Annotated in this window: 16 protein-coding genes; 4 read left to right on the top strand and 12 right to left on the bottom strand. The window is 54.3% G+C overall.

The genetic code is table 11. The features are described from left to right. The first annotated feature begins 6 nt into the window (after window positions 1-6). Window positions 7-825: a CPBP family intramembrane glutamic endopeptidase gene (locus N5J69_RS17635; protein ID WP_279771881.1), complete on the top strand. Its 819-nt coding sequence runs from the start codon at window positions 7-9 to the stop codon at window positions 823-825. Here N5J69_RS17635 and rnz read toward each other — a convergent pair. Next, complete coding sequence (gene rnz, locus N5J69_RS17630; RefSeq protein WP_279771880.1) at window positions 822-1,733, bottom strand: ribonuclease Z; 912 nt, start codon at window positions 1,731-1,733, stop codon at window positions 822-824. The two genes, N5J69_RS17635 and rnz, sit on opposite strands and share 4 nt — an antisense overlap. 127 nt (window positions 1,734-1,860) lie before the next feature. On the opposite strand from rnz, the gene gorA reads away from it, so the two are divergent. Both gorA and N5J69_RS17620 read left to right on the top strand, forming a co-directional pair. Continuing rightward, the gene (gene gorA / locus N5J69_RS17625; RefSeq protein WP_279771879.1) at window positions 1,861-3,216 is read left to right on the top strand and encodes a glutathione-disulfide reductase; all 1,356 of its coding nucleotides are present in this window, start codon (window positions 1,861-1,863) and stop codon (window positions 3,214-3,216) included. 472 nt (window positions 3,217-3,688) lie between these two features. Continuing rightward, window positions 3,689-9,835: a hypothetical protein gene (locus N5J69_RS17620; protein WP_279771878.1), complete on the top strand. Its 6,147-nt coding sequence runs from the start codon at window positions 3,689-3,691 to the stop codon at window positions 9,833-9,835. 421 nt (window positions 9,836-10,256) lie between these two features. Here N5J69_RS17620 and N5J69_RS17615 read toward each other — a convergent pair whose 3' ends face one another. The 4 genes from N5J69_RS17615 to N5J69_RS17600 form a co-directional block, all read right to left on the bottom strand. Further along, a complete protein-coding gene (locus tag N5J69_RS17615; protein WP_279771877.1) occupies window positions 10,257-11,153 on the bottom strand; it encodes an alpha/beta hydrolase in 897 nt (298 codons plus the stop codon). A gap of 168 nt (window positions 11,154-11,321) precedes the next feature. Then, window positions 11,322-11,666: a hypothetical protein gene (locus tag N5J69_RS17610; RefSeq protein WP_279771876.1), complete on the bottom strand. Its 345-nt coding sequence runs from the start codon at window positions 11,664-11,666 to the stop codon at window positions 11,322-11,324. Between the two features lie 23 nt (window positions 11,667-11,689). Then, window positions 11,690-13,036 carry a cation:proton antiporter gene (locus N5J69_RS17605; protein WP_279771874.1) on the bottom strand — a complete coding sequence of 449 codons (1,347 nt, stop codon included), beginning with the start codon at window positions 13,034-13,036 and terminating at the stop codon, window positions 11,690-11,692. Window positions 13,037-13,096: 60 nt separating this feature from the next. Beyond that, entirely contained in the window at window positions 13,097-14,299 is a 1,203-nt protein-coding gene (locus N5J69_RS17600) for an MFS transporter (protein ID WP_279771872.1), read from the bottom strand. 93 nt (window positions 14,300-14,392) lie between these two features. On the opposite strand from N5J69_RS17600, the gene N5J69_RS17595 reads away from it, so the two are divergent. Next, on the top strand, window positions 14,393-15,349 hold the full coding sequence (locus N5J69_RS17595; RefSeq protein ID WP_279771871.1) for a LysR family transcriptional regulator: 957 nt from the start codon (window positions 14,393-14,395) through the stop codon (window positions 15,347-15,349). A gap of 118 nt (window positions 15,350-15,467) precedes the next feature. On the opposite strand, the gene N5J69_RS17590 is transcribed toward N5J69_RS17595, so the two are convergent. The 7 genes from N5J69_RS17590 to N5J69_RS17560 form a co-directional block, all read right to left on the bottom strand. Beyond that, window positions 15,468-15,965, bottom strand: coding sequence for a TIGR00645 family protein (locus N5J69_RS17590; RefSeq protein ID WP_003852093.1), 498 nt, complete (start codon window positions 15,963-15,965; stop codon window positions 15,468-15,470). Window positions 15,966-16,019: 54 nt separating this feature from the next. Then, window positions 16,020-18,695: a two-component system sensor histidine kinase KdpD gene (gene kdpD, locus N5J69_RS17585; protein ID WP_279771870.1), complete on the bottom strand. Its 2,676-nt coding sequence runs from the start codon at window positions 18,693-18,695 to the stop codon at window positions 16,020-16,022. 15 nt (window positions 18,696-18,710) lie between these two features. Then, window positions 18,711-19,277, bottom strand: a complete 567-nt coding sequence (kdpC, locus tag N5J69_RS17580) for a potassium-transporting ATPase subunit KdpC (RefSeq protein ID WP_279771869.1) — start codon at window positions 19,275-19,277, stop codon at window positions 18,711-18,713. A gap of 10 nt (window positions 19,278-19,287) precedes the next feature. Next, on the bottom strand, window positions 19,288-21,336 hold the full coding sequence (kdpB, locus tag N5J69_RS17575; RefSeq protein WP_279771867.1) for a potassium-transporting ATPase subunit KdpB: 2,049 nt from the start codon (window positions 21,334-21,336) through the stop codon (window positions 19,288-19,290). Further along, entirely contained in the window at window positions 21,333-23,021 is a 1,689-nt protein-coding gene (gene kdpA, locus N5J69_RS17570) for a potassium-transporting ATPase subunit KdpA (protein WP_279771866.1), read from the bottom strand. The genes kdpB and kdpA overlap by 4 nt, the downstream gene beginning before the upstream one ends. Then, complete coding sequence (gene kdpF, locus N5J69_RS17565; RefSeq protein ID WP_010253443.1) at window positions 23,021-23,110, bottom strand: K(+)-transporting ATPase subunit F; 90 nt, start codon at window positions 23,108-23,110, stop codon at window positions 23,021-23,023. The genes kdpA and kdpF overlap by 1 nt, the downstream gene beginning before the upstream one ends. A 108-nt stretch (window positions 23,111-23,218) precedes the next feature. Further along, on the bottom strand, window positions 23,219-24,385 hold the full coding sequence (locus tag N5J69_RS17560) for an HD-GYP domain-containing protein (RefSeq protein WP_279771865.1): 1,167 nt from the start codon (window positions 24,383-24,385) through the stop codon (window positions 23,219-23,221). Between the last annotated feature and the right edge of the window lie 79 nt (window positions 24,386-24,464).

Here is a 24,464-nt window from a genome sequence, read left to right as displayed (position 1 = left end):
GGCCTGATGTGGATTCTGCTGGCTGGCGCGCTGGGTGCGCTGCAACCCGCCCGACGGCTGGCACTGTTGCTGTTAGCATTCGCCGTCGGACTGGGGTTTTATCATCATGTTCTGACGTGGCCGGTGCTGCCGCTGCTGGCGGGCACCGGGGTGCTGGCCGCACTGCGACGCTGGCATCCGGCCCCTTCCCGGCGGCACCTCGTCAGCGAAGCGCTGCTGGTGCTGATTTCACTGGGATTACTGCTCCATCTCTTTCCTGGCTTTAATAATCCCCTTCAGGTCGATAACGTAAAGGCGGGCGCGCAAAGCCTGCCGTTCAGTTTCTCCTTCAACGCTGATAAAGCGCTGATCCCCTTTGTCCTGCTGGCCTGCCTGCCCACACTGTTCCGCGCCCGCGCCTGCCCGCCACGTTATCCGTGGATAGCCGCGCTGGCGTTAATCGCCGCCGTTCCGCTGCTGCTGGTTAGCGCCGTGCTGCTAGGCGGTCTGGCCGTGGAGCCTCACTTTCCGCCGTGGCTGGGGGCGTTTATGCTGGCGAATCTGTTTTTTGTTTCGCTGGCCGAAGAGGCGCTGTTTCGGGGCTATCTGCAACAGCGGCTGAGAGAGGCGCTGGGCGGGATGCCCGCGCTACTGCTAAGCGCGCTGCTGTTCGGGCTGGCGCACGCCCCTGGCGGCATGCTGCTGGTGGTTTTCGCGACGCTGGCAGGGCTGCTTTATGGTCTGGCGTGGCACTGGAGCGGCCGCTTATGGCTAGCGACCGCCCTGCACTTTGCCCTTAACCTCACCCACCTGCTTTTCTTTACTTATCCGGCGCTGCAACACTAAACCGTGAAGACCGCCAGGTCCGAGGCCAGTTCGGTGCTGGGGAAAATGGTCTGGCACTCGGCCAGCAGGCGACTCATATCCTTTGCCAGATAGCGGGAGCTGAAATGGGTGGCGATCAGCCGTTTTGCTCCGGCGCGTTTTGCCACGTCCGCCGCCTGCAGCGTGGTGGAGTGTCCGCGCCCGTTGGCTTTTTCCACCATCGACGCCTCCAGCGTGGTTTCATGCACCATCAGGTCCACATTCGCCGCCAGCTGCAGCGCAACCTCCGTGGGTGCTGTATCGCCAAAGATGGCCAGCTTTTTACCGGGCGTCGCCGGGCCAAGGTAGTCAGCACCGTTAATGACCCGTCCATCCTCCAGCGTCACAGATTCCCCCTGCTTCAGCTGCTGGAACCACGGGCCGCGGGGGACGCCTTCGGCCTTCAGCCGTTCCGCATCCAGCAGGCCGGGTTTGTCATGCTGTTCAATACGATAGCCATAACACTCTACCGGGTGGATCAGCGGCCAGGCGCTGATACGAAACTCGCCGTCATCCAGCGTCCAGCCCGCCTCAATCTCAACAATGGTCAGCGGATAGTCGGTGTAAGAGCCGCTGATCGCCAGCGCCGTTTCAACAAAGGTTTTTAAGCCTTTCGGACCATAGACCGTCATCGGTGAGGTCAGCCCGGCCATTGACCGGCTGGTAAGTAACCCCGGCAGCCCGAAAATATGATCGCCATGCAGGTGGGTAATAAAAATTTTATCCAGCTTGCCCGGTTTCAGGCTGGAGCGCATAAACTGTAATTGCGTGCCTTCACCACAGTCGAAAAGCCAGGTTTCACCGCTCAGCGCCCGGGTAAAAGCAATGGAGGTCACGTTGCGTTGCAGGCTGGGCGCACCGCCGCCGGTGCCAAGAAAAGTAAGGTGCATGGTATGCTTCCCTGATAGCGATGAAAAAACAGAACCCTATTACAATCATAGGCGCAAACTTTGCGTCATTTCGACCCGCAGCGTTACACTCAACCCCAATTTTTTATGCAACCGGATGGATACTTCAATGACCCGACATTTCGACTATCTCGCCATTGGCGGCGGCAGCGGCGGCATCGCCTCGATTAACCGTGCGGCTATGTATGGCCAGAAATGCGCCCTGATTGAAGCAAAAGAGCTGGGCGGCACCTGCGTGAACGTAGGTTGCGTGCCGAAAAAAATCATGTGGCATGCCGCGCAAATCGCCGAAGCTATTCATCTTTACGGGCCGGATTATGGCTTTGACACCACCGTAAACCGCTTCGACTGGGCCACGCTGGTGAAAAATCGCAGCGCCTACATCGATCGCATTCACAGCTCCTATGACAACGTGCTGGGTAAAAATAAAGTTGAAGTGATCAAAGGCTATGCCCGCTTTGTTGATGCGCACAGCGTGGAAGTTAACGGCGAGATTATCACGGCTAATCACATTCTGATCGCCACAGGCGGTCGTCCGGTTCACCCTTCTATTCCGGGTGCGGAGTACGGCATTGATTCCGACGGTTTCTTCGAGCTGGATGCGCTGCCAGAACGCACTGCGGTTGTCGGCGCAGGCTACATCGCCGTCGAGCTGGCGGGCGTGGTAAACGCGCTGGGTTCAGAAACCCATCTGTTCGTGCGTAAACATGCGCCGCTGCGCAGCTTCGACCCGCTGCTCACCGAGACGCTGGTTGAAGTGATGAACACCGAAGGTCCGGCGCTGCACACCGAAGCTATTCCGAAAGCCGTGATCAAAAACAGCGATGGCAGTCTGACGCTGCAGCTGGAAAACGGCAGTGAGTACACGGTGGACTGCCTGGTCTGGGCGATTGGCCGCGAGCCTGAAACAGACAATCTCAATATTCAGGCTGCGGGCGTGGCGCTGAACGACAAAGGCTATATCCGCGTCGATAAATTCCAGAACACTAATGTGTCGGGCGTCTACGCCGTGGGCGACAACACCGGTGCGGTTGAGCTGACCCCGGTGGCGGTGGCAGCAGGGCGTCGTCTCTCTGAGCGTCTGTTCAACAACAAGCCGGACGAGCATCTGGATTACAGCAACGTCCCGACCGTGGTGTTCAGCCATCCGCCGATTGGCACCGTAGGACTCACCGAGCCGCAGGCGCGTGAACAGTATGGCGACGATCAGGTGAAGGTTTATAAATCGTCGTTTACGGCGATGTATACCGCAGTGACGCAGCATCGTCAGCCGTGCCGCATGAAGCTGGTCTGTGTAGGTGCCGATGAGAAGATCGTCGGCATTCACGGTATCGGATTCGGCATGGATGAGATGCTGCAGGGCTTCGCCGTGGCGCTGAAAATGGGTGCGACGAAGAAAGACTTCGACAACACCGTGGCGATCCACCCGACCGCCGCAGAAGAGTTTGTGACGATGAGGGGTTAGTGTTGAAAACCCATCTACACACGTTCGTATTGTAGAAAAACTGAAAGGCCAGAGCATTGTTCTCTGGCCTTTATTGACTCATTGATACTAGAACGTTTATGCCCATTCAAAGTTAGCAACGTGAATTGAGATGAACATCACTCGCCTAGTGTTGATCAAAATTTAGTAATGCGACAAAGTGACGTCTTAACGGTAGCGATTCGGTGTTAGGACCTGCAGAACTATCTTCACCTTGTCTAAGTCCTTGACCAAATATTAGTAATGATTCAAAGTCTCTACTGTTAATGGCTTAGATAAATTAGTTTTCAGTATATAGGAAGAATAAGTATTGGGAAAAAGGGGCAAGCGATAAGCTTTGGAGACCATATCGATTAAGTATTCCCCGGCTACTAGTATTCGTTAAGTATATTTAAATTATTTTATTAAATATCTAAAGGAAGCGTGGCATTATCTTTTTAAGGAGCATATTCGAGTGTCAAATACTAATTCAGGTAATGGTGAGCGTACTGCCATGCTGGGGTATGTACCTCAGTATGAAATAGCTGCAGGCCTAATATATGAAGCTTTACTTGATGGAAGTCTCGAGTGGTTTCGTGTTGCCGACCCAGATGCAGGAAGTTTGGATGACATACTCATAGCGACTACTGGTAAACTTGATGCGTATCAAGTGAAATGGGCGGAATACGTTGAATCAATAAGTTATGCAGACTTTGTAAGAGATAGCTCTACAAAGCAAGGAGATGAAAAGCTTAGCCTTTTCAGGCAGCTTTCAGAAGGATGGAAACACTTAAAAGAAAATTACAAAGAAAGAACTGTAAAAGTTCATCTGCTTCACAAATTAGTACCGACCTCAAACCCTAACGCAAAGATTCCTTTAGGCGATACAGTCCCTCAACATGCTCACTTTCAATCTTTCTTAAAAGAATGTTGGTTTGATAGAAGATGGTGTGAAACTGGCTTTGATAAAGTAGCCGAATGTTGGAAAGAGGCATTGTTGGACCTACAGAAACGGTCAAATTTCAATGATGACCAATTTTTGAATTTTATTCATTGTTGTGAGCTTGAATTTAACTATAAGCGACCAACTGATATCCCTATAACCAATCAGGGGCAAGCAAGAAAACAAGAAGATATTGAAAAAATATATAACCTACTGACGAAAATGGCAGGAGGTGAACGTCGAATTATTGAGCTGTCCAAAGATGATATGTTGGATCGGATGGCGTGGAGTCATCGATTTAAGCATAAATTTGTTCACGAATTTCCAATCGACCGAACCTATCAAGAAATCGAGGACACTGTTAGCTCTATATCTAATGTTTTATCACAAACCAAGCAGGGCTATGTCGCATTGCTTGGAACTCCTGGCTCGGGAAAATCAACAACGCTTACTAATACTTTAAAGTATAAAACCGGATATAAATTAGTTAGATATTACGCGTATGTTCCCGATAGCACTTATCAAGGGCGTGGTGAAGCGACTACTTTTCTTCATGACATCACCTTGTCGCTAAAAAATCATGGCTTTCGTGGTGAAAGTTCTGGGCAGTCAGGCTCAAGAGAAGAATACTTATCGCTGTTAGGAGAGCAGCTTCAACAAGCCCATGAGAAATGGAAAAATGATGGCGTAACAACTGTCATCATGGTGGATGGATTAGACCATATTCAGCGAGAGCAAAATCCTCTACAGAGTTTGTTGTCAGATTTACCTCCACCTAATACCGTGCCTGATGGGGTGATATTCGTTCTAGGTAGTCAAACGCTGGAGTTGAAAGATCTGTCTAACACGATAAAGGAGCATGTCAGGCATGAAAGTCGAACTATTAACATATCTCCTCTCACTCGGACAAATGTCTATGCAGCCATAAACAAATGGCCGGGTTGCTCCGAACTAACAGATGATAATAAAAAGAAAATTTTCGAAAAATCATTGGGGCACCCACTATCTTTGGTTTATTTGCTGCAATTTATTACTAGTAGATCGGGTAGGGATTATGATGAGTCTATTGATGATTTTCCTCTTTACCAAGGGCATATTGAACAAAGCTACTCAGTTTATTGGCGACAAATAGAGAGTAATCAAAAGCTTGTTGACTTACTTGCGTTATTGTCAAGATTGAGAGTACCAATTGATACTCAACTGCTTGAGAAATGGTCTGATAATTCAACTATTCGCGATTTTATTTCAGGTGCATCCCACTATTTCAAGAAGGATAGTGATGTAAGTTGGCGTTTTTTTCATAACAGTTTTCGACAGTTTATTTTAGATAAAACTAGCCGAAATCTATTTGGTAATTTAGATAATTCAAAAAATATTGAATATCACAAGGTATTAGCTGAATACTGTATTCAATCTTCTAAGGATAATAATCCAATGCGCTGGGAGGCAGTTTACCATCTTTTTAATGCTAAGCAGATGGAAGCTGTAATTGACACAGGGACTCAAGGTTACTTTAGAGACCAGTTCTTTAATCTTCGGAATACTTCGAGTTTGACAGATGATATTGACGCTGTTCTATTGTCGGCTAAGGAGCTCAATGATCCGCTTGCCATAGTGAGATGTCTCTTAATTGAACATGAGGTTAGAGAACGAAGAGATGCCCTTGATGAGGTTGATGTACTTAATCTCTTATTTTCATCGAAGGGGGTAAGTTCAGCGCTTAACTATATATTCGACGGGGAACTGCTAAGGGTTAGTGATTCACAAGCACTTAAATTTTCTAAAGTTCTAGCTGAGAATAAATTCTTTAATGAAGCTAAAAGAGTATTTGAATGTGCTGAACCGCTAAGTTACTTGTCGGGTGGAGATGCTGTTGTTCCGCAGCATGGTGGAACTGAAGATTTAAAACTATGGGCTGATGTAGCTCATTATTTCATGCCGCTAGGCGCCCTTGTCTCAACTATACACCAAACGAAGTATGAAGTTGATGATGCAGGAGCATGGAGTGAAAGTGATGAAGACCTGCATGTTCGCTTAATGAGACGGTTGGTTAAGGGTGTTTATGAAACAAAAGATGAAGAGAAAACAACTGAGCTTTTTTATTTCTTATCCAAAAAAAATGAGTACTTTTATAGCCTTATAGATTTATGTGTCTCCATATGCATTAACAAATTTCCATTGGCTTTGGTAGACACCGCATTCGAGGCTGTTATTGGCTGGTCTGAAAATAATGACTTGGATTTTTCGGACAAGCTGTTGGTTGCTGAACTGGATTACAGAGTAAATGGAAGTTTAGAAAAAACTAATGAATGGTTTAAAAATCTAGAACAGCCAAAACTTTATAAATATGGTGTTCATGGCCAATGGAAGAACCTAAGTCCATTTGCAGATAGAATTCGTCTTAATAGACTACGAGCAGCTCTGGGACAAGGCACTGACCTTATTAAAGTTGTTCCAAATGAAAGAGAAAAAAAATATACAGGGAATGTGTTATTTGAACGCGCTTTAGTGAGATTTTCGAGCATTTGGGGAAGAGGTTGGGCTGGAGAGAAGCTGCTACCAAGCTTTATTGTACAAGAAATAAAACCATCATTTGAATTGTTACGAAAACCTTTTAACCAAACAAGGGACTGGATTGGGTGGTATGAGTTTGAATCGGCAGCTGTTGATTATTTTAAATTCGCGATAAATGCTACTTCTCAACATGGAAATGATTGTATTTTTGCTCTAGCCGATGCGTTTAGAAAAGATTGGGATAGACGATATTGGCCGACTAGCTGGCGCAGAGAAATTGCTTTCACTTTATATAAGGAAGGATATAGCAGGGATGCTTTAATTGGCATACTGGATCAAATCGAAAAAGAGATTCCAGACTTTGATGAAATTCACTCCAAAATATCTGAGTACTATGAACTTTCTATAATGTGGTCAAAGATTGGTAAAGCAAATCGAGCGGCTAGTTTGTTACCAAAAATCTTTATGAGTTCTTTTGGAATATATCATAGGAAAGATAGGCAATTTTCCCATTGGGTATCGTGGTTAGGTAAGTTCATCAGTCAATATCCTAATTTAGCTTACGATGAAATATGTCGATTTTCTTTGGCGTTAGTAGATTTGCAACAGTCGGGAAACGGTCGTGGTACTCAGGAAGCAGGGCTCGATCTCATCACTAATACTACACGTTGGAATCCGGCATATGGTTTAAAGCTCTTGCGGTGGTTATTCGATCATAAAGGAATTGATTATGCTCCGGGCCTAACAGGGTTGCTATCTGGAATGCTTGATGGCTCAAGTCCGCCATTGAAAGAAATATCAGTGATGGTGAAAAATCTGCTGATCCCTTTCGAAGAGTACAATCCCTCTGATCTGCCTAAAAAATTAGTATCTCGATGCTGCCAATCTTCTGATAATAGTGTTGCGGATGAGATCGAAGAGCTTATTTCATCTATTAACATACATTTATTACCTTCAAATCGTTACTCGTGGTTAGAGGGGGTAGCGCTTGGCGTCAGAGAAGCAGGATTAGACAATAGTTCTTATGCATCATTGGCGATTTCTACACCCCAAGAAAAATATACTACTCATGAACCCCATCTGATATTAAATACCGGGGAAAGACTTACGTATGAAGAGGCTCAGCTGAAAGTTAATTCTTCTGAAGGCCTTTTTCAGCTTCTTCGAACTGTGAAATCCGTTGATTATTTTCGCTGGATGAATTTAATTCAACCTTTTTTGAAAGGTATGAGCGTCACTCAATTAGAGGAACTCTATAAGCTACTAAAGCCAGTTAAGCCTGATAATAATCTTATTTCTTGTATTGCTGGCGCATTGGCTTCACATGGTGAAATAGATAAAGCGAACAATCTATTAGAAGGTTTATTCGATAACTCGGATGCTAAAGGCTGGGATTTGCATTGGGATGGAGGTTCTAGGCAGTCGATATTTAAAGCCCTTATTAAAATTGATGCTAAAAAGTGGCGACCTCAAGCGCTCGCTTGTTTAGTTGATGATTATATTAGTGAATATAGGTATCCAAGCAGTTTAATTTGGAACTTACCAGAAATTGTCGACATCCTCTTTGAGAATAAAGATGTCCTGCCAATTTGGAAGGAAATCAAAGAGCATGTATACCAGCTAGACGCTTTTGAACAAGGCCATACGAAACCACCAGCACTGTTAGATGACATTGGCGAGAAGAATGATGCCAGTTTACTCATTGAGTTTGCATTCGATATGCTTGATATCGCTATTCCAGAATTAGGGGTTATGGCTCATCAGGCAATCGTTGAGTTGACTAAAAATGAAGAAAATTGGCCAGATATTCTTAGGCAAGTAACTCATAGAATAGAAAAAATTGGGTTGACGCAGGTAAAAGTATTATCTTTGTTAAGTAGCTTGGCAAAGGATTTCAAAGAATTTGCTCTTCAATTTGAGCAGGAAATATCTTCACTTTGTGCGTCGGAAGACTTTAGTGTCAGGATGATTGCCTTGGATTTATCTATTAGGCTAGAAATCGAAGGTAGGCTACCTCCACATGAACGCTCAAAGTTACCTTTGATATACGAATTGGAGTTACCAGAAATAAGTAATAAAAATGAAGCTATTCCTTTTTCAGCTATCCTTCCGGGAGAAACACTCCCTGATGTTGATGACCCGATTGAGTTGCTGAGAGCTTTAATGAATGAAGCGAAGCTTGTGGCTGATATGTCAAACGTACCGTTTGAGAACTTAGCCTACAGAGTGTCTGAGCTTATGAAAACCTTGATTCCAGAGAATGAATGGAATAAGCAAGCTGAAGAAAGTTATAGAAACTGGTTGGAAGGGATTGGACTCAAGCTGACTTATCATCGGCTGAGACCAAAAGTGGCAAAGCTAGCACTGTCGTATGTGGTATGCGAGTTATTAGATGCAGGGAGAATACCTCCTCAAGCAGTTGATCTTCTGCGAGATATTTTCAAACGTAGTGACGAATTTTTATTGGATCTTGAACCCACTATCAAACCTGAGTGTATTTTTGTACCGAAAGCAAAAGATAGAAACATATCTCATAATCATGATGAATGGTTGGAAAATATAGAACAATGTATTGCACAATTTCCTGATCGTATAGACACTGGAAAAAAAATTATTGGTGAATTTACAACCTGGCGCTGGTTAGATTGGGATTTACCGACGGAGGTTCGTATGTCTACAGTCTGTCATCCTGTATGGAATGATGATGTAGTAGTTACGTCACCTTATGGTTTCTTCCCAAGTATGATGCATTGGTCTGCAATTGATTACCCTGAAATCACTGCCACTAGCAAACCATCCTTGGTAATTTATGGTACAGGTGCATACGTCGATCATGGAGGCATTGAGTGGTTAGCACTGAATCCAGCTATTGGTTTTTTCCTAGGTTGGTCTGTTTCTGATGAACGATTATTCCGCTGGATCAATGAGAAAGGGGATGTAATGGTTGAAAGCATCTACTGGAAAGATGGTCCTATATCTCGACAACCACCTAAAATGGATGATATTTGTTCGAATGGATGGCTTGTCATTGCCTCTGACGAGGCAGTTGAAAAAATCAGGGAAGTCATTGGCGATGCGATAAAAGTAAATGCTGTAATACGCAGTCATGGTCAAAATACATATGACCCTGACACTACTTCCGTCCAACAGAGAATTAATTGGTAGTCACATTGGTATCGTTGTGCATTGTTGCATAGATATGCTAGAGGGAGCTGTTACCCCTAGCTAAATTATAGAGACAGAAGTAGTTTTATAAATATCAAACGATGAAGTCTTTAGCATATTTTTTCTAGTTTGATAGAAACGTTTTAGCGTAATTAAACTAACTTGCTTTTGTCCCAAAACATGTTTCACTTGATCCAATCTGCCCCACATTTGATACAACCATCGTGGTGTATTAATGAATGGCGAGCAGATCAAAGTGTTTCCAGATTTCTACAGTGGGCATGTGTAGAAGTAAGCCAAGACCATGCGCTAAGCCGCACCGGGCTTCAGAAACAGAACAGGCGACCCCGGTCGCCTGTTTTTTTATGCCGCATCCACATCCGCTTGCTGACCGTGCAGTGCAGCACCGCGCCAGTGCAATTCAGCTCACGCGATCCAGCCAGCGTACATACGCCTGATCCCACAACGCCGCGGGCGTGCCCGCTTTGCCCAGACCAAATCCATGTCCGCCTTTGCTGATCTGAATCAGCTCAACCGGCACGCGGTTACGGCGACAGGTGTCGCGCATCAGTTCGGTGTTAAACGGGTTGGACGTATGATCATCCTCGGCCTGCGCCAGGAACGTCGGGGGATACTGCCGGGTGACGAAATTTTGCACGGACCAGTTCGCCTCATCCTGCGGGGTGGCATTTTTGCCGACCATCATCAGATGCGTGCTGGTGTGCTGATAAGGCGCTTCCAGGGTGATGACCGGATAGATCAGGCCCACGCTGTCTACGGCGGGCACCACTTCATCCAGCGGATCGATGGCCGGATAGGATTCAAAGTCCGGGCGCGCCGCCGCCAGTCCCAGCAGATGGCCACCGGCCGAGAAGCCCAGCACATGCACCTTGCGCTCAAAGGATCGCACCAGCCGGATAGCACGCTGCGCATCCTGCAGCGGAGCCAGCCGCCCCGCCTGCCACTTTTCATGCGGCAGCCGATAGCTGAGCACATAGGCGGTGTAGCCACTGGCGTTCAGCCAGCGTGCCACCGGCCAGGCTTCACGTCCCATGCCGATCCAGCGATAGCCGCCGCCAGCGGCGATTAATACCGCTTCACCATTGGGATTTTCCGGTTTAAACCGCTGAATCGCCGGGCTGACGATATTTGACCAGGAACCGGTGCTGTTAATGTGCAACTGGCCCGACGGGCCGCCGCCGCCGGGCGGATCGTCCGGCCAGAGGGGAATAATGTCATCGCGGGCAAATAATTTGCCGGTGGTCATGGAGAGCCCGAGCGCTCCCGTGCCGAGAATAAAGCGTCGACGCGTAATCATAATGCCTGTTATATGATGCCCGAAATGTCAGCGAACCGTTGCGGCAGGCTGCAGAAGAATCAACAGATGCAAGTCTGGTGCCATGGGTGGCGATTATGTACGCAATGCCCCCTGAAAAGCCATAAAAAAACGCGCCCGGCAGGCGCGTTTTTATCTTCTCCGGCGGGGTTAATCTTCCTGCTGGAATTGCGCCATTACGGCCTGCTCGCACTGCTGTTCATTGACGCGCAGTTTAGCCCGCTCATCGTCGCCCAGTTGCAGCCAGGCACTGGCCACTTCACGTGCAGACTCTTCATCAAATTCAGGCTGATTCATCGCCGACGGTGACTGGCCGCCCGCCACCGTCGTTTTCATCTGCTCGACGTAATGATCCGCCGTAGCCACCTTTTTTTCGCCGCTGACAATGTGGCACAACTGACTGGCGTAGACATTCTGCTCCGTGCCAGCGTCGTCTGCCGCCAGCGCACTGCCGGAGGCAAGGATGCTCAGCAGCACTATCTGAGATACTTTCATGTTTTAACTCCTGTTCGTTCGGGTTAACTCTTACGCTGAAGGGCATCAATACGCTTCTGACGCCAGTTCAGCAGCGGCGATACGGTGGTGCCGTGGATGACCACGCTGCAGACCACCAGCGTTAACGCCATATTCGTCATGATTTCCATCTGCGGGCCTTGCATGCCGTGCGTCCAGGCATAGGCGATGTAGTTCAGGCTGCCAATTCCCCGGATGCCCAGCCAGCCAATCAGCAGCCGCTGCCCCAGCGGCAGTCCGGCGCGTAGCGTCACCAGCCAGACGGCCAGCGGGCGCACCACAGCAAACAGCACCAGTCCCGTCAGGACGCCGTAAATATTCCAGTGCTGCGCCAGCGTGACGCCCAGCACCACCATCATGCCCGCCGCCAGTAAACGTTCAATAGTATCGCCAAAAGAGAGGGCATCGCCTACTACAAACCCAATCGACTTCACCATATTGTTGTCGCCCTGATGCGCAAGGCGTTTGTTGGGATTCACCAGCGCTTCCGAAGGCAGTACGCGCTCATCATCTGAGAGATCCTCCGGCTGATGACGACGGAACACGCCCAGCTCGGCACGGCGCAGGCCCAATCCGGCGGCAAAGGCGGCCAGGAAGCCGGAAGCACCCAGCCACTCCACCAGCGAATAGCTCAGCGCAATCAGCGCCAGCGCGAGGAAATCGTTGGGCGCGACGTCACCGTTGGCGTTACGCAGCCAGGTCGCCAGCATGCCGACCAGCTGCCCCAGAACAAAACCGATGATCAGACCGCCGCCAATCGCCCAGAGCACCTCGACCGCCCCCCAGTGCGCCAGCATTCCCCCGCTCAGGCTCTCGCCATTGAACAGCAGCAGCGCCAGCATCAGCAGCGGCAGCGCGGAGCCATCGTTCATACCCGCTTCGCTGGAGATCGCCACCCGCAGCGAGTCATCATCCTGCGCATCGTTTACCGAGATGAGGCTCGCCAGTACCGGATCGGTGGGTGCGACAATGGCACCAAACGCCAGCGCAACTGGCCAGTCTAACCCCACCAGGAAGTGCGCCAGCAGCGTCATTGCCGCTACGGTGAGCAGCATCGCGGGAAAGGCCAGTTTCAGCCCGGTGTGCCAGCAGTTGTTCTGCAGCGGCAGACGCAGCTTAAGACCGGTGATAAACAGCGAGGCCGCCATGGTGATTTCCGTGATGTGGGCCACGGCTTCGGAATGGGTGACGATGTCGATGTGAATAAGATCAAATCCCCACGGGCCGCACAGGATACCCGCGATGAGGAACAGTCCGAATGAAGTGACTGGCCCCCGGTGAATCCAACCGGAAGCCAGCGACATCAACAGCAGAAGGCCGCCCGTCGCTGCTGTCCAGGCTAAAAAGTTCATAACACTCCAGATATTTCGGGTTTATGAATAAGCCTGGCACATTATTTGACGGGCGAGGTGTCAGTTTTTCAGGTGACGGCTGGCGAAGCGGACCGCCAGCGCGGCGGCACCGGCTAAGGTTGCGAGCGCAACCACGCCATTCCAGCCCCAGTGTGCCAGCGCCAGACTCCCCAGCGCCGCACCGGTCGCCATACCGATAAACACCACGGTAAACAGCAACGCATTCAGGCGGCTGCGTGCCTCCGGTGCCAGACCGTAGACCAGCGTCTGATGCGCCACCAGCGTGGCCTGCACCCCTAAATCAAAGCCAATGGTACAGACCACAATCAGCGCCAGCTGCGCGGGCATGGGCAAAAGCGGCAGCAGAAACATCAGCGCAAAAGAGATCGTCACCAGCGCGGCACCCGCCTGCGTGACCCTGGCCGGACCGATGCGGTCAGCGAAACTGCCCGCCAGCGGCGCGGCCATCGCGCCTGCTGCACCGGCTAGTCCAAACGCCCCGGCCACCGCACTGTCCAGATGAAAGCGGTCGCTGAGCATTAACGCCAGCGTCGACCAGAAGGCGCTGAAGGCCACGGACAGCAGACCCTGAGCCAGCGCGGCCCGGCGCAGCGTCTGATGATGACGCCACAGATGCACCAGCGACAGCAACAGGCGCGGATAGCTCACCGAAGTGCCCGGCGCGAAGCGCGGCAGCACCCGCCACAGCGTCAGCGTAATCAGCAGCACTGCCAGCGCGGCGATCATATACATGGTGCGCCAGCCGAAATATTCCGCTACGACGCCGCTGACCACCCGCGACAGCAGAATCCCAACCAGCAAGCCGGTCATCACCGTGCCGACCGTTTTACCCCGGCTGCGTTCCGGGGCCAGCGCCGCCGACGCGGGCACGATGTCCTGCGCGACGGTAGCAGTCAGGCCGGTCACAAAGCTGGCAATCAGCAGCGCGCTGAGTCCACCCGAAAACCCACACAGCAGCAGCGCCGCGACCAGCAATAAGCCTTTGATAAAGATAATGGTGCGCCGGTCATGGCGATCGCCCAGCGGGGCCAGCAGCAGAATCCCCAGCGCATAGCCCGCCTGCGTCAGCATGGGGACCATACCGACTGCGCCAATGCCTGCGTTAAACTGCCTGCTGATGATATCCAGCATCGGCTGGCTGTAGTAAATCGACGCGACGCTGAGTCCGGCACCGGCGGCCAGCGTAAACACCAGCGGCGTGGAGAGCGGTTCGTTTCGGGTTGCGTTTTCTATTGCTGACATGGTGTCATCCTCATCATTTCGTCACAGCATTAAAGCGCATTGCGGTTATACGCGGTAGACTGACGCCAGACAAAACCGTTATGCGTGGTGCGTATGAACACTCCCGGCAGCAGCGATCGTATTGACCTGATGCAGACCTTTATCCGTATTGTCGAGAGCGGCAGCCTGTCTGCCGCCGCCGCGCAGCTCGGCACGACGCAGCCCACCGTCAGCCGTCGCCTGCAGGCCCTGGAGCAGCGGCTGGGCCTGAAGCTGATCCTGCGCACCACCCATGCGCTGAAGCTCACCGATGATGGCGAACGCTGCTACGCCCAGGCACGGCAGCTGCTGGCAACCTGGCATGCGCTGGAAGATGAGCTGACCGGTGCCAGCGCGGACCCGGTGGGCACGCTGCGGGTTCGTGCCCCGCACGCCTTTGGTCAGGATCAGCTGATCGCCCCGCTGGTGGACTATCTTCACCGCTATCCCCGGCTCAATATTGAGTGGATGCTGAATGACCGCACGCCCGACTTTATGGCGGAGAACGTGGACTGCGCCATTCAGGTCGGTGCGCCCACCGATCCCTCGGTGGTGGCGATTCTGCTGGCTGAAGTGCCGCGCATTGTGGTGGCGGCTCCGCATCTGCTGGCCCGGCATCCCCCTGTTGAACGGGTGGAACAGCTGCGTGATCTGCCGTGGCTGGCGCTGACCAGCTTTTACCGTAACGAAGTGGCGTTGCAGAAGATTGACGACGGCCAGCCGGTGAACCTGGCGATTACCCCCCGGCTGAGCAGTGACAGTCTCTACGCGGTGCGCAAAGCGGCGCTGGCCGGGATGGGTGCAGCGATTGTCTCCTCGTGGGCGGTGCAGGAGGATCTGGCCGAAGAAAAACTGGTTCAGCTGATGCCCGCGTGGCAGGCTCCGCCGCTGCCGGTGTGGCTGACCTATCCCTGGGCAAGCTACTATCCTGCCCGGCTGCAACATTTTTTTGCCCTGATCAAAGAGGTGATGCCGCAGCTGACGGGCACGCGCCCGGCCTCGCAACCGGCTCGCGCAGGCAAGGCGGAGTAACAGCGGGCAGAGTCAGCGGATCATGGCGTTGAGGCGTTGAGGCGTTGAGGCGTTGAGGCGTTGAGGCGAGGATAAAACAGGCGCACCGCGTCAGCGGTGCGCCGGAAAGCGAATGACTTTACTTTTTATCGTAGCGCGACATCTTGTCCAGCCAGCCCATCACAAAGGCAGAAAGCACAAAGGTCAGGTGGATAATCACGTACCACATCAGCTTGTCGTTTTCGACGTTGCGCGCTTCCATAAACACCCGCAGCAGGTGAATGGAGGAGATAGCCACGATAGAAGCAGCGACCTTGTTTTTCAGCGAGCCGGAGTCCATCTTGCCCAGCCAGCTCAGCTTCTCTTTGTCTTCATCAATATCGAGTTTGGAGATGAAGTTCTCATAACCTGACAGCATCACCATCACCAGCAGGCCGCCAACCAGCGTCATATCCACCAGTGACAGCAGCAGCAGGATCAGATCGTTTTCCGCAATGCTGAAAATGTTGGGCAGCAGGTGGAAAATTTCCTGGAAAAATTTAATGGTCAGCGCCAGCAATCCCAGCGAAAGTCCAATGTAAACCGGTGCCAGCAACCAGCGCGATGCATACATCAGGTTTTCGGTAAAACGTTCCATACAATCCCACGAATAATCAAACAGGTCCGAAAGTATAACCGATCCACTGTGAAGTTATTTCAGCCCTTCGTCAGAAATTTCGGGGACCGGCGGCAGCGGCAGGGAGAGACGAAATACCGCGCCGCCTTCGGGCCGGTTCTCTGCCCAAATCTGGCCGTCGTGGCTCTCGATAATGGTTTTACAGATTGCCAGACCCAGCCCGACGCCCGGCACCGCCGACTCTTTGTCGCCGCGCCAGAATTTATCGAAAATCCGGCTTAAATCAGCTTCGGCAATGCCCGGACCGCTGTCCCACACCGCAATCTCCAGGCGTGATGCCGCACGCCAGGCGCGGATGCCACGTGGCGCGCTGTTACCGGCATATTTCAGGCTGTTCTCGATCAGATTCGTGAAGACGCGTTCCAGCAGCGTGCTGTCGCCTTTGATCAGCACGATGTCGTCCGGCAGATCGAGCTGAACCTCATGCCCTTTCAGCGACGGGGCCATGCTGCTCAGCGCACCGCCGATCACCTCTTCCAGCGCCAGCCACTCTTCCCGCAGATTAAGACCGCCCGACTGAATGCGCGCCATATCCAGCATGTTGCTCACCAGCCGGATGGTGCTCAGCGTCTGCTCGCGGATCTGGCTGGCCTGCGGCACATATTTTGAGTTGTCGCTGGCCAGGTCGAGCATCAGCATTTCCGCCTGACCAAACAGCACGGTCAGCGGGGTGCGCAGGTCGTGCGATAGCGCCGACAGCAGCGCATTACGCAGCTGTTCACGCTCTGCCGAGAGCCGGGACGCCGCCTCGCTGTGCGACAGCGTCATCCGCTCCAGGGCGTTAGCAATCAGCACCGTGAAGGTTTCGACCAGTCGCTGCTGTTCGGGGATCATCAGCTGACGCAGGTTCTGCGGCTCCACCACCAGCAGACCCCGGCAGTGCGCGCCGCTTTTCAGCGGCAGAATCTGATAGGGCACCGCCGGTAACGTATCGGTGCCCGCGCCCGCAGGCTGGCCTTTGCTGTAACTCCATTTCGCAATCGCACGATCCGGCTCGCTGGCCGGTAACGCCTCGCCCACCGGTTGCAGCTCGCCCTGCTCATCCGGCAGCAGCAGCAGGCAACGCGCCTGCAAGGTGGCATCCAGCACCCGCTGGCTGGTGGCGGCGATATCCTGCGGCGTCAGCGCACTGCCCAGCGATTTTGCCATCTCATAGAGCTGCCGCGCCCGCTGCTCACGGTAGCGTGCCACCCGCGCCTGATAGCGCACCCCGGCGGTGAGATTGCCGACAATGACGCCCACGGCCAGCATGACGCCAAAGGTCACCAGATATTGCAGGTCGGAAACCGCCACCGTGCCGGTGGGGGCAACAAAGAAGAGGTCAAAGGCGACGATATTCATCACCGTCGCGATCACCGATGGCCAGCGACCATAGCGCAGTGCCACGATCACCACGGCCAGCAGGTAGATCATCACACAGTTGGCGGGATCGAAATTGATCAGTACCGACTGACCGGCGGCGGTGACAGCGATGCAGAGCACCAGCGCCATCATCACGCCGCGTAGCTGAATCCGCCATTTCTCACTGGTGACGCGGCCATCCGGCAGCGGATGCGGCGCATCTTTCAGCGGCTCATCCAGCGCCACCACCAGCAGGTCGAGATCCGGCCCGAGCTGGCCCAGCCGTTCGGCAAAACTGTCACGCCGCCAGCGCCGCAGCGGGCGACGGCCGGTTACAATTTTGCCCAGGTTGTGTTCGCGGGCGTAGCCCAGCACCGCTTCCGCTTCATCCGGTTCAGAGAGCGTGGCGGTTTCTGCACCCAGTTCCTGCGCCAGCTGTAGGGTGCGCAGAATCGCCCGTCGCCGCGCTTCCGGCAGCCGGTTAAGCCGGGGCGTTTCGACATAGACCGCGTGCCATTCACTGCCGAGTCGTGCGGCGAGTCGGGCAGCCGTTCGGACCAGTTTTTCACTGCCGCTGTCGTCGCCAATGCAGAGCAGAATGGCGTCACGGGTGTGCCAGACGCGATCCCGTCCCTGCTGATCGCGCCAGACGCGCATCTGATCGTCCACCCGGTCGGCAGTGCGACGCAGGGCCAGCTCACGCAGGGCAAAGAGGTTACCTTTGCGGAAAAAGTTTTCGATGGCGCGCTCAGCGCGGTCGCCAATATAAACCTTGCCCTCTTTCAGCCGCTGCCGCAGATCGTCGGGCGGCAGATCGACCAGCACCACCTCGTCGGCGCTGTCGAAAAAAGGATCGGGCACGGTTTCGCGCACCTGAATGCCGGTGACGCCGCCGACCACATCGTTCAGGCTTTCAAGATGCTGCACGTTGACGGTGGTGAGAACGTCAATGCCCGCCTCCAGCAGCTCTTCAATATCCTGCCAGCGCTTGGGATGGCGCGAGCCCTGCACGTTGGTGTGCGCCAGCTCATCCATCAGGATCACCGCCGGATGGCGCGCCAGCGCGGCATCGAGATCGAACTCCGCATGACGCGAGCGGCCGGTTGCACGACGCGGCAGCAGGGTTAAACCTGTCAGCAGCTGCGCGGTTTCCGGCCGTTCATGGGTTTCCACCACGCCGATCAGCACATCCAGACCCTGCGCACGCAGCCGCTGTGCCTCCTGCAGCATGGCGTAGGTTTTGCCCACACCGGCACAGGCACCAAAGTAGATTTTCAGCTGACCGCGATGCGTTTCACGGTTAGCCTGCAGCAGCGCGTCGGGATCGGGACGCTGGGGTTCGTGGTTCATCGCTTCCTTAACACCTTACAGTTCGTTGAGCGCCATATTCAGCTGCAGCACATTCAGGGTCGGCGTGCCGAGGAAGGGCATCAGCGGACGATGCGTCATCTTTTCAATCAGCGCCTCGACCTGTGCCACCGGCACCCTGCGGCTGGCGGCAATACGCGGGGCCTGCCAGAGGGCGGCCTGTGGCGAAATATCCGGATCCAGCCCGCTGGCTGAGGCGGTGACCAGCTCAACCGGCACCGCGCCAGGTGCCTGCGGATTGGCGGCCCGCAGCGCAGCAACGCGGTCGGCTACCGCTTTGTCCAGCGCCGGGTTGCTGGCGGCCAGATTGCTGCCCCCTGAAGAGAGCGGGTTGTAGGGTTTATCACTGGTGGCTGAAGGACGACCCCAGAAATAGCCGGGCTGGGTAAAGTTCTGCCCAATCAGCGCGGACCCGTGCACCACTCCCTCCTCCTCCAGCAGCGAGCCGTTGGCCTGGGCCGGAAACAGCCACTGCGCCAGACCGGTGGTGAGGAAAGGATAAACCACGCCGGTAACAAGCGTAAGCAGCAACAACAGTAAAATTGCCGGACGTAACTGACTCATTTTTTTCTCCTCAGGCCATGCCTGAAAGCACTAACAGCAGATCGATTGCTTTGATGCCCACAAACGGCACCAGCAGGCCACCCAGACCGTAAATCAGCAGGTTGCGACGCAGCAGCGCAGCGGCGCTCAGTGGGCGGTAGCTGACGCCTTTCAGGGCCAGCGGGATCAGGAAAATAATCACCAGGGCGTTGAAGATCACCGCCGACAGAATCGCGCTGGCGGGCGAGTGCAGCTGCATCACGTTGAGCATGTTGAGCTGCGGATAAGTCGCCGCAAACGCCGCCGGAATGATGGCGAAATATTTCGCCACGTCGTTGGCGATACTGAAGGTGGTCAGCGAACCGCGTGTCATCAGCATCTGTTTACCGATGTGTACCACTTCCAGCAGCTTGGTCGGGTTCGAGTCGAGATCGACCATGTTGCCCGCCTCTTTCGCCGCCTGCGTACCGGAGTTCATCGCCACCGCCACATCCGCCTGCGCCAGTGCAGGGGCATCGTTGGTGCCGTCACCGGTCATCGCCACTAAGCGCCCTTCTGCCTGATACTGGCGGATTAGCGCCAGCTTGGCTTCCGGCGTGGCCTCTGACAGGAAGTCATCCACGCCAGCTTCCGCTGCAATCGCCGCCGCGGTCAGCGGGTTATCACCGGTGATCATCACCGTTTTAATGCCCATTTTGCGCAGTTCGGCAAAGCGCTCTTTAATGCCGCCTTTCACGATATCTTTCAGAGCCACCACGCCCAGCACGTTTGCGCCCTCTGACACCACCAGCGGCGTGCCGCCACTGCGTGCCACCTCTTCCACCTGCGCATTGACCTCAGCAGGAAAACGGCCGTGGTTCGCTTCGATATGGCGGCGTACCGCATCGACCGCGCCTTTACGGATCAGCCGGTCCTGCACGTTCACGCCACTCATGCGGGTCTGGGCTGAGAACGGAATAAAGCTGGCCCCCATGCTGCTGAGATCGCGCTCGCGCAGATTAAATCGCTGTTTCGCCAGCACCACGATGCTGCGGCCTTCTGGCGTCTCATCGGCCAGCGAGGCGAGCTGTGCGGCGTCGGCCAGCTGCTCTTCGCTGACGCCCGGTGCGGGCAGGAACTGGGTCGCCTGACGATTACCCAGCGTGATGGTGCCGGTTTTATCGAGCATCAGCACATCCACGTCGCCTGCGGCTTCCACCGCACGACCGCTGGTCGCAATGACATTCGCACCCAGCATCCGGCTCATCCCCGCGACACCAATCGCCGACAGCAGGCCACCGATGGTTGTCGGGATCAGACAGACCAGCAGCGCCACCAGCACCGTGATGCTGACCGGCGTGCCGCCCCAGGCCGAGAACGGCCAGAGCGTGACGGTCGCCAGCAGGAATACAATGGTCAGTGACACCAGCAGGATAGTCAGGGCGATCTCATTCGGAGTTTTACGGCGTTTCGCCCCTTCCACCATGGCGATCATCCGGTCAAGGAAGGTTTCGCCCGGGTTGGCGCTGCAGGTGATCACCAGCCAGTCAGAGAGAATGCGCGTACCGCCGGTCACAGAGGCGAAGTCACCCCCCGACTCACGGATGACCGGTGCAGATTCGCCGGTAATGGCACTCTCATCCACTGAGGCTCCCCCTTCCATCACTTCACCGTCGCAGGGGATGATATCGCCCGCTTCCACCAGTACCGCGTCGCCTTTGCGCAGCTGGTCGGCACCGACCTGCTGCCACTCCGCGCCATAGCGTGCCGCTGACAGTTTTTTGGCAAAGCTGGTCTTTTTCACCCCTTTCAGGCTGCTGGCCTGGGCTTTACTGCGCCCTTCTGCCAGCGCTTCCGCCAGGTTGGCAAACAGCACGGTGAACCAGAGCCAGAGCGCAATCGCACCGGTAAAGCTGGCGCTGCCGCTGATCCGGCCGGTCAGCATCGCCAGCGCCAGCAGCGTGGTCAGCACGCTGCCGAGCCAGACCACAAACATCACCGGGTTACGGAACTGCACCCGAGGATCGAGCTTTTTCACCGCATCCCAGGCCGAGGTACGCAGCAGGGCTGCGTCAAATAACGCCTGTTGTTGACGACTCATGAGGATTGTCCCTGAACAAGTTGCAGATGCTCAGCCACCGGGCCCAGCGCCAGAGCAGGAATAAAGGTCAGTGCGCCCACCAGCAGCACCGTGCCAATCAGCAGTGCAATAAACAGCGGGCCGTGGGTGGGCAGCGTGCCGTTACCCACCGGCTGCACTTTTTTCACCGCCATCGCACCGGCAATTGCCATCACCGGAATGATGATGCCAAAACGGCCCAGCAGCATGCAGACCGCCAGCAACAGGTTCCAGAACGGTGTGTTAGCACTCAGTCCGGCAAAGGCGCTGCCGTTGTTGTTGGCCGCTGACGAGACCGCGTAAAGCACTTCGCTGAAGCCGTGAATGCCCGGGTTCGCCATTGCGCTGCGTCCGGCGTCGGTCATCATTGCCAGTGCGGTGCCGATCAGCACCAGCGCCGGGGTGACCAGAATCGCCAGTGCGGTCATTTTCATCTCCCAGACATCGACTTTTTTACCCAGGAACTCCGGGGTACGGCCAATCATCAGTCCGGCAATAAACACCGCCAGCAGTACAAACAGCAGCATGCCGTAAAGACCGGCACCGACGCCGCCGAAGACCACTTCGCCCAGCTGCATCAGCCACATCGGCACCATGCCGCCCAGCGCGGTAAAGGAGTCGTGCATGGCATTCACCGCGCCGCAGGAGGCGGCAGTGGTGATGACCGCAAACAGGCTGCTGTTAAGGATGCCAAAGCGCGTCTCTTTGCCTTCCATGTTGACGGCGCTGTCGGCCCCCAGCTGGAGGAAATGCGGATTGCCCTGCAGTTCGGCCCACATCACCACCGTGACCGCCGCGACAAACATCAGCGTCATCGCCCACAGCAGCATGTGGCCCTGACGACGGTCACGCACGCTTTCGCCAAACGCGAAGCAGAGCGCCGCCGGGATCAGGAAGATGCTCAGCATCTGCACCAGGTTAGTCAGCGCGTTAGGGTTTTCAAACGGATGGGCAGAGTTGGCGTTAAAGAAACCGCCACCGTTGGTGCCCAGCATTTTGATCGCCTCCTGCGACGCCACCGGTCCCATTGAGAGCGTCTGCTGTACGCCTTCCAGCGTGGAGAAGCTGTGGTAAGGCTCAACGTTCTGAATGCTGCCCTGGCTGACAAAGAACAGCGCCATCAGCAGGCTGACAGGCAGTAAGACATAAAGCGTGATGCGCGTCAGGTCACGCCAGGCGTTACCCAGCGTCGCCACGCTGCGACTGGCGAAGCCACGGATAAGCGCAAACGCGACGGCGATACCGGTCGCGGCAGAGAGGAAGTTCTGCACCGTCAGGCCCACCATCTGACTGAAATAGCTCAGGGTGCTTTCTCCGCTGTAGGACTGCCAGTTGGTGTTGGTCACGAAGCTCACGGCGGTGTTCAGCGCCAGATGCCAGCTCAGGCCGGGCAGCTGCTGTGGATTAAGCGGCAGCGATCCCTGCATCAGCAGGATGACCAGCAGCACCACAAAACCCAGCGCGTTGAACAGCAGAATCGCCAGCAGGTAATGCGGCCAGCGCATAGCCGAATCCTGTGCGCCCAGCAGTCGCCACAGCGGCGCTTCCAGGCGGGCAAACACGGGCTTGTCAGCCACTAACGAGGCCAGACCCCGGCCAAGCGGCTGCGCCAGTACCATCAGCAGCACCAGATAAAATGCGATGAGTAAAAAAGCATTGGCCGCCATCAGAAGGCCTCCGCATTTAACAGGGCATAGATCAGATAGCCCAGCAACAACACCACCAGCACAATGCCGGTTATTACGCCCACGCTCACAGGAACCTCCAGAGGATTGGATTTATGGCTTAGCTTGCGCGGAGGCGTATAAAGAAGGGGTTAAAATGCAGCGGGCGGGCGTAAAAATAGTGTAAAAATGGCGAAAAATCAGGCGACTTCCAGCGCCCAGATACGATTCAGATCGACGTTACCCCATAGCGTACTGTCCTCTGCGCCCACAATGCTGTCAGTGCAGAAACTGTCGCCGAGATCGAGCTCCTCCGGTTTCACTTCGCGCTGGGCGTGCAGCGACCAGAAGACATGCACGCAGGGACGCATCAGCGATTTTTCGCCCGCTTTTACCACCAGCGCCACCCGGCCGGACGCCAGACGCACCAGCGAGCCCACCGGATAGATGCCAATGGTCCGCACGAAGGTGTGCAGCAGGCCTGGGTCGAAATGGCCGCGCCAGCTCAGCATCTGGTGCATCGCCTCTGCCGGTGTCCAGCCGTTGCGATAGGAGCGGGTTGAGGTAACGGCATCATAGACATCGCACACCGCCGCCATACGGGCGTAGAGCGAGATCGCCTCGCCCTTCAGGCGATGCGGATAGCCGCTGCCATCATATTTTTCATGATGATGCAGGGCGATATCGAGCAGATCGTCATCGGCGTCGGCTTCTATCAGCATCTGCGTGCCCACCACCGGATGCTCACGCATTACGCTGAACTCCTCTTCTGTGAGCTTGCCCGCTTTGTTGAGGATCGCCAGCGGCACGGCCGCTTTGCCGACATCATGCAGTAAACCGCCCATCCCTACCCGGCGCAGCTGCTGCTCATCCAGCCCAAGTTTTTTACCCAGCGCAATCATCAGCCCGCAGACCGCCATCGAGTGCAGATAGGTGTAATCATCATGATTTTTCAGCCGTGCCACGCTGAGCATTGCTGAGGGTTCACGCGTGATCGATCCGGCGATTTCATCCACCAGGTCCATCATATAATCGAGCTTCAGGCCGTTGCCCAGCCGCGCTTCGTTGAACATCGCCAGGACTTTCGGTTTGCCCTGCTGAAAGATCAGCTGTGCCTGATCGAGCTCCTGAAAAAACGGGGTGCGGCCAATGGTTCGCTTTGCGACCGGGGAGGCAATCGGTGCCTGCACGGATCGATCGAGGTCGATCCAGAGCTGGCGGATCCCTTCACTGCGTAACGTGGCAATTTGTCGTGGATCGGTGATCAGCATCTGATTATGAATACGCTGGTCTTTTATCCACCACACTTCCAGCTTGTGGATAAACATCCCCGGGCGCAGTTCATCAATCGTCATCAGCTTTATCACGCTATCACTCCTTAGTAACAGAGGGTGGTAAGGTGATATCGGCAGCTGGACAAATATTCTTCAGGCTGTTTTGTGCGGC

Origin of the sequence: Pantoea sp. GD03673, from assembly GCF_029844725.1 — a bacterium.
Classification (GTDB): Bacteria; Pseudomonadota; Gammaproteobacteria; order Enterobacterales; family Enterobacteriaceae; genus Pantoea.
The sequence above is the reverse complement of the archived record's forward strand: the minus strand, read 5'-3'. Positions and strand labels throughout refer to the sequence as shown.